Origin of the sequence: Arthrobacter sp. SO3 (assembly GCF_020532825.1) — a bacterium.
In the GTDB taxonomy this organism is placed as follows: domain Bacteria; phylum Actinomycetota; class Actinomycetes; order Actinomycetales; family Micrococcaceae; genus Arthrobacter.
The window spans coordinates 1-5663 of record NZ_MQTS01000080.1; the positions used below are offsets into that span (position 1 = coordinate 1).

A 5663-nucleotide genomic window follows, 5' to 3' on the forward strand; every position below is an offset into this window, starting at 1 on the left:
GCATGACATGGCAACTGGTCCGGAGCTGATCATGAGCTCGCTGAGCCTGGCATGTCGGTAGGCGGGGCGGGCCTCAAAGGGCGAGTAGTAGGAACTGGTGGGCTTTGCTGCCATCGCCTTCCCCCGAGTTAACCGGCCGCCGAAGCCATCATTTTTCCCCGTCATCGCCGCATCCGGCTTCTGGGTATCCGGCGTCGCTGTCTGCGTTTTGGACGTGGGAGCTGGCCTCGTGGCCCTCAATCAAATCCCGACGATCCCTGCCTCCGCCGGCGTCAACGCATGCTGGGCGAGCAGCGCGGCGACGACCCAGACCGGATCTTTACTGATCGCTGGTGCGATCGCGGAGGTCGTTCGTGGATACGGGGGCGAATCCGATGAGGAATCCGGTCATCATGTTGAAGGTTGAGGTCGCCGGGGCGGTGCGCAGGCGCATTCCGGACTATCTGCTGCCCGTCGACGTGGGGCCGCTGGTGGTGGAGTACTTCCCCAACCGCGCGGAGGAGTCGCGCTCAGCGGATCGACTCGTATCTGGTCAGGACCACGCCGCCGGGAAACATCCGCGTCTCCACCGGGTTCAGGTTCGCCCAACTGTCCAGCGCGGTGAAGAACGGAGTGCCGCCGCCCACCAGGACCGGATGGGTGGCCAGCGCGTATTCGTCGATCAGACCGGCCCGCATGGCTGCCCCGGCGAGCGTTGCGCCGCCGATGCTCATCGGGCCGCCGTCTCCGGCCTTGAGCCGGGTGATCTCGGCGATCGCGTCGCCGGTGACCAGACGGGTGTTCCAGTCGACCTTGTCGATCGTCGAGGAGAACACCACCTTCGGCGTGTCCCGCCAGTTCCGCGCGAAGTCGATCTCCGCCGGGGTGGCGTTGGGCTGCTGGTCGCCGGTCGGCCAATAGGAGCTCATGGTCTCCCACAGCTTGCGGCCGTACAGCGACAGGCTGCTGGCCCGCTCCTGGTCGAGCCACCACTGGAACAGTTCGTCGCCCGGCACGCTCCAGCCGATGTCGTCGCCAGCCGCGGCGATGTAGCCGTCCAGGGTGAGATTCATGCCGTAGATCAGTTTCCGCACGGCGCCAGCCTTCCGTCTCGTAGTGGTCGAGGGCGTCATTAAACTCTGTCGTCCCGCACATGATCAGCAGCATCCCGTCCCTCATGGAGCCACCGTAACTGCCAATGATCTGGATGCCATAGCCTTCGCTCCGCGATTTAACTGAGCCGCCCCTGATGGATCGCCCATCGCACCGGGTGTGGATCAGGCCGCCGGGGAGGAAATGGGAATCCCGGGCAGAAAGTGCCGTCGTCAATGAGGACTTATCCGGACTAGATAGGTTGTGGCGATCCAGCGAAGGTCAATACCGGCCCACTCAGAAGCGCTCCTTCCGTTCGGATTTCTGGCTTTGACGGTACTGCATCGGGCCCAACCCCTTAGGCGCGCATTCGGCTGCCTTCTGGTTATGTCCTTACGCCGGGTCAGTCGCGAGGGACCGGGATGGCAGGACATCCGGTTTCCATAGGCGATAACCCCGGGCAGGGGAATGTCTCGCCTGGATCTAACGTCGGCGGAACTCCCGCGCACTCCGCTGCCGGCTCTCCACCGACTCCGGAACTTCCTGCTGAGTAGCCGATGACGAATTCGCCTACAACTATCTTCCCCGTTGAGTCGTAAACGGGGACGACAAAGGTCTTGCCCATGCGCGCTTCCTGCCATGCGAGGGCATCGGCTGGACTCTTGAACGTCTTGCTGGCGGTGGTTCCATTGGCATCTTCAAGTTCTGTCCGATAGGCGTAGCCGGGCGTTCCGTTGGTCGCTAATACGGCGACCAGATCGGGGCTTCCGTTCTCGTTTAGTGCGCCGTAGGTGTCCCCTTCGGCGTTGACTGCCCAATCAGTGATCTCCGTGTTGACGTACTGGGCCGTCAGTTTCCAGCTAGCTTCGGGACTTGTTGTTATGGTGATGCTTTCTTCCCCTGGGGTGAGCGGAATTGTGTAGCCGGTCCAGTCCTGAGGCGTTCCTACATCGTCCTGGCCGCAAGTGCTACTGGCCCCCCGCCCGTACTCAAAGGTTCCAGGGCTCAGGCAATGCAACTCCATTTCGATGCCTGTACTCCCCTCAGGAGCGGGGCCAAGCTGTATCGTTGCCGTTCCGGTGTGCGTTTCCGTAACGGCGGACGCCAACGGAGTGACAACAGGGGAACCCGGCAGGACAAACAGGCCAGCCGCGGCAGCCCCGACACCCCCCAACAGTCCCAAACCAGCGAAGACGGCGGTGCCGACCCACAACCTGCTGCGCTTTCGTCTCCGGGCGGGGCCAGCCTTTTCAACTCGGGCAGTCAGTTCGGCCCGCAGGGCATCACTGAAAACTTGGTCAACGTGGAGCTGGTTCATGGCCGTTCTCCTTCCAAAACGGGAGTCGGAGCGGTGGGAGGTTTGGCTGACGTGTCGCCTACTAGGGCCGCCCTTAGCCGTTGACGCGCCCTATGCATACGTGATTTCGCCGCCCCAGGGGTGAGGTTCAATACGGCGGCCGCAGCTGCGATCGTGTGCTCCTCGAACACGACCAGGCTCACCAAAAGCAGGTCCTCGGACGCCAATGTGCCCAGCGCCCAGGCCAGGTCCTGATCAAGCTGGTTCTGGTATCTGCGATACGGATCTGCAGCAGCGTCATTGGACTCCTGACTGCGGGGAAGGGAGTTTAGGAGCCGCTGATATCGCAGGGCAGCGCGGGTCCGGTTACGGGCCACATTGGTGGTCGTCACCAGCAGCCATGGAAGGATCGATCCCTCCACCACCCGGACCTGCTTTCGCCGGCGCCAGAGTTCGAGGAACGAGGCCGCCATGATGTCTTCGGCATCGTGATGGTTCCCGCAGAGCCGGTAAGCGTGGCGGAAGACCCTGTCGCGGTGCAGGTCGTAGAGGGTACCAAAAGCGTCGCTCTGGCCCTGAACGCTAAGGTGCCACAGCCCCTCTTCTACGGTTTCTTTGCTCCCCATACCCTGTAGTGTCCGGCAATGCCCAAGAGGTTTCGCTGATTCCAAAAAACTTTGAGTACATTGCCGAGGTCGACTCTTAGCTATTTGCCGTCGAGGATGCGGCGCTTGGCGACGCTAAATTCCTCGTCGGAAAGCTCACCACTCCTATGGAGTTCTGAAAGGAGAGCGAGTTCCGCCGCTAAGGACTTCCTGCCGGTTATCTTGCCGAACACCACTTGACGCTCCCTGGCGCTTTCATTCCTCGCCGGTTTCAACTTTCGAGCGCGGGCGGAGGAGCTGAACGCGTAGGCGACGAGCAAGGTGATCGCGAGGGCTCCGAGGGTAATCCCCAAAGGGAGGCGGAACGGCTCAGTGGCGTTTATCAACACAGTAAGGACTGCCACGGCAACGACTGCGCATAACCCAACTATCCGCAGCATCGTTCGGCTAATGCCGAACCTAAATGTGTATCCCTCGGCCTCGGCCGGAACCAAGTGGTCGTTCATCTGCCGAGAATAACCCTGCGCAGGCTTCTTGAACATCCCGTGGACCGGGATCAGAGGCATGCGTCCGCAACTGCAACGCTCCATGCGGAGTTTCGGTCAGCGGGGTGAGGCAATCCATATCTCACCACTTGTGAGACTTTCCGCTAGACAGTGGGCTACCCGAATTGCATCTTCTTCGGTCGAATTCGGCAGGAGCTTCATGCTGAGATGCGAGGATGGCAGGTCGGCGCTCACAATGGCGTTTTCCACACTTGGATCCCCCTCGCACGGGGCAAGTGTGTCGTATCGAGGGTGAGTTGCGCCGACGTTCCAGGACCTATCATGGCCGCTGGTTCGGTGATACGGATCCGACGATGAGCCAGCGTCAGCGCAACCGGCAAGGAACAAAGCCAGGAGCGGGGCAATCATTCGCGGAGGCGTGTTCATACCTAATGATAAAGACGCGGCGGTGTGGGACGCGGTCAGACCTCAGTGCAGGCTCTCCGGGGTCTCTAGCCCCGGTTCATTCCCTAGACCCTGATAAACCGGAGCAGATTTCATTGGACCTGGACGGTCGCCGACACTCGCCCAAAATGCAATTGCGACTGCCGCTATGACCACCAACAGAAGTGCGGCAATTAGAATCCCGCGTGGTTTCATATCCGGAGCTTAGACGTTGAGTACCGCTGGTGCTGCCTTCTGCGTTCGGTCATCCAGATTCAACTCCGGACGGCCCGGAGCGAGCACGTGGGATGCCCAAGTCGACGACTTCGGACTTCTGGTTACTCTGCATCTTAAACATCTGTGCAAGCTTCATTTCGGCGCTGTTGAGGGTGACGCGCAGTCCTTCGGCGTCGCCGAGCCAGCCGTGTTGTTCGGCTTCGGTAATGCGTTCTTCGAGGTTGTCGATAATGTCCTGGAGCCTGTTGATCTGGCTGGGATCCGGACGGAGAAGGGCACAGCGGAGGCATGCGTGTTCGTGTTGGCAGCCACTGGTCAGCGGTCCAGAAGGGATGGGCGGCAGTGCAGGCGGTTGTTGTTCCTGTGGTGGCGGCGTGTGGTCATTCCAGCTTCGTCGTGCGGTCTGGATCTTGTTGATGGGCGGAGTTGTCACTGGTTCCCCCAAAGCACGCGTAACTCATCGGGGTTATAGGGCTGACCGGCCGGTGAACTGTCAGCGGCAGGGGAAGTCCTGCTGCTCAGATGGGCCCGGTAATGCTCGATGACTTCCTCCATATGCGGAACCGCATAGACCGTGGTCGTAGTCAGCGACTGGTGACCCAGTAACTCCTGGACTTCGTGAAGGCCCATCCCGCCCTCGAGCGCTCGGATCGCGAACGTGTGCCGCAGATCGTGCAGCGTCCAGTTCGAACCGAGGAGGTCGTTGCAGCGTCTCAGGACGGCGCGCATGGCTTCGTAGGACAGAGGACGGGGCTCGCCCCGCAGCGTGAGCCAAACCGGCTCATCCGGGCCGGCGACGCCTCCTTCGAGCTGATAGAGCCGAAGCCATACGAAAGCATCAGGCGCAGCGGGTGACCATTGCAGCTGGCCGCCTTTGCGGTAGACGCCGATCAGCTGGTCACCCACGTTGACCCGGTCGCCCGTGAGCCCGAGCAGCTCGCTCGCCCGCGCACCGCTGCTGACATAAAACGCCACCAACGCCCGGTCCCTGTTGGACCGCAAACGCCGGAACAGATCGTTAAACTTTCCATCCGGGATTGATCTGGGCACCCGGTTTGCCTGGCGCTGACGCAAGGGTTGTCGCCGCACCAGGGCAAACTCCCGCTGAGGATCATGATGCGCATGGGCTCGCCCACGACGCAGCTCGAAAGGATTCACGATAGGCCCGTCACCCATCCGAAGCTGGAAAGCGTAAAACTCCTTACACACCGTCGTCGTGTGGTTGATCGTCGAGGGCGAGTAACGCATTCCAAGATGCTTCTTTCCCGTGACAAGGTTCCGGCTCCCCCGCCGCTGAGGGACGTTACGATTCCCGACGAACTTCTCGGCCTGGCGCGCCCACAACACGAAGTCACGCGCTTCAAGGGACGTTGCCTGCTCCCAGCTGACCCCGACAGCCCACAAAAATCGAAGGAACCGAAGCAACGACAAGGCATAGGTTCGTACTGAGCTGCTGCGGAGATTTCGGACAGCGGATTGAATGGATTCTTCTACGCTGCCAAGGCTGGCTGTTGATAACCATAG

Annotated in this window: 6 protein-coding genes; all 6 read right to left on the reverse strand. The window is 61.1% G+C overall.

Annotation, left to right across the window (positions count from 1 at the left end; genetic code table 11):
- Positions 1-509 precede the first annotated feature (509 nt).
- Positions 510-1073, reverse strand: a complete 564-nt coding sequence (locus tag BJQ90_RS08390; protein ID WP_226759837.1) for a dihydrofolate reductase family protein — start codon at positions 1071-1073, stop codon at positions 510-512.
- A gap of 401 nt (positions 1074-1474) precedes the next feature.
- The gene (locus BJQ90_RS08395) at positions 1475-2389 is read right to left on the reverse strand and encodes a peptidase M56 family protein (protein ID WP_226759838.1); all 915 of its coding nucleotides are present in this window, start codon (positions 2387-2389) and stop codon (positions 1475-1477) included.
- Positions 2386-2994: an RNA polymerase sigma factor gene (locus tag BJQ90_RS08400; RefSeq protein ID WP_226759839.1), complete on the reverse strand. Its 609-nt coding sequence runs from the start codon at positions 2992-2994 to the stop codon at positions 2386-2388. The genes BJQ90_RS08395 and BJQ90_RS08400 overlap by 4 nt, the downstream gene beginning before the upstream one ends.
- Before the next feature lie 80 nt (positions 2995-3074).
- Positions 3075-3479: an SHOCT domain-containing protein gene (locus BJQ90_RS08405; RefSeq protein ID WP_226759840.1), complete on the reverse strand. Its 405-nt coding sequence runs from the start codon at positions 3477-3479 to the stop codon at positions 3075-3077.
- A gap of 688 nt (positions 3480-4167) precedes the next feature.
- Positions 4168-4572, reverse strand: coding sequence for a hypothetical protein (locus BJQ90_RS08410; protein WP_226759841.1), 405 nt, complete (start codon positions 4570-4572; stop codon positions 4168-4170).
- A partial coding sequence (locus tag BJQ90_RS08415) for a tyrosine-type recombinase/integrase (RefSeq protein WP_226759842.1) occupies positions 4569-5663 on the reverse strand: 1095 nt, incomplete at its 5' end. The genes BJQ90_RS08415 and BJQ90_RS08410, both read right to left, overlap by 4 nt.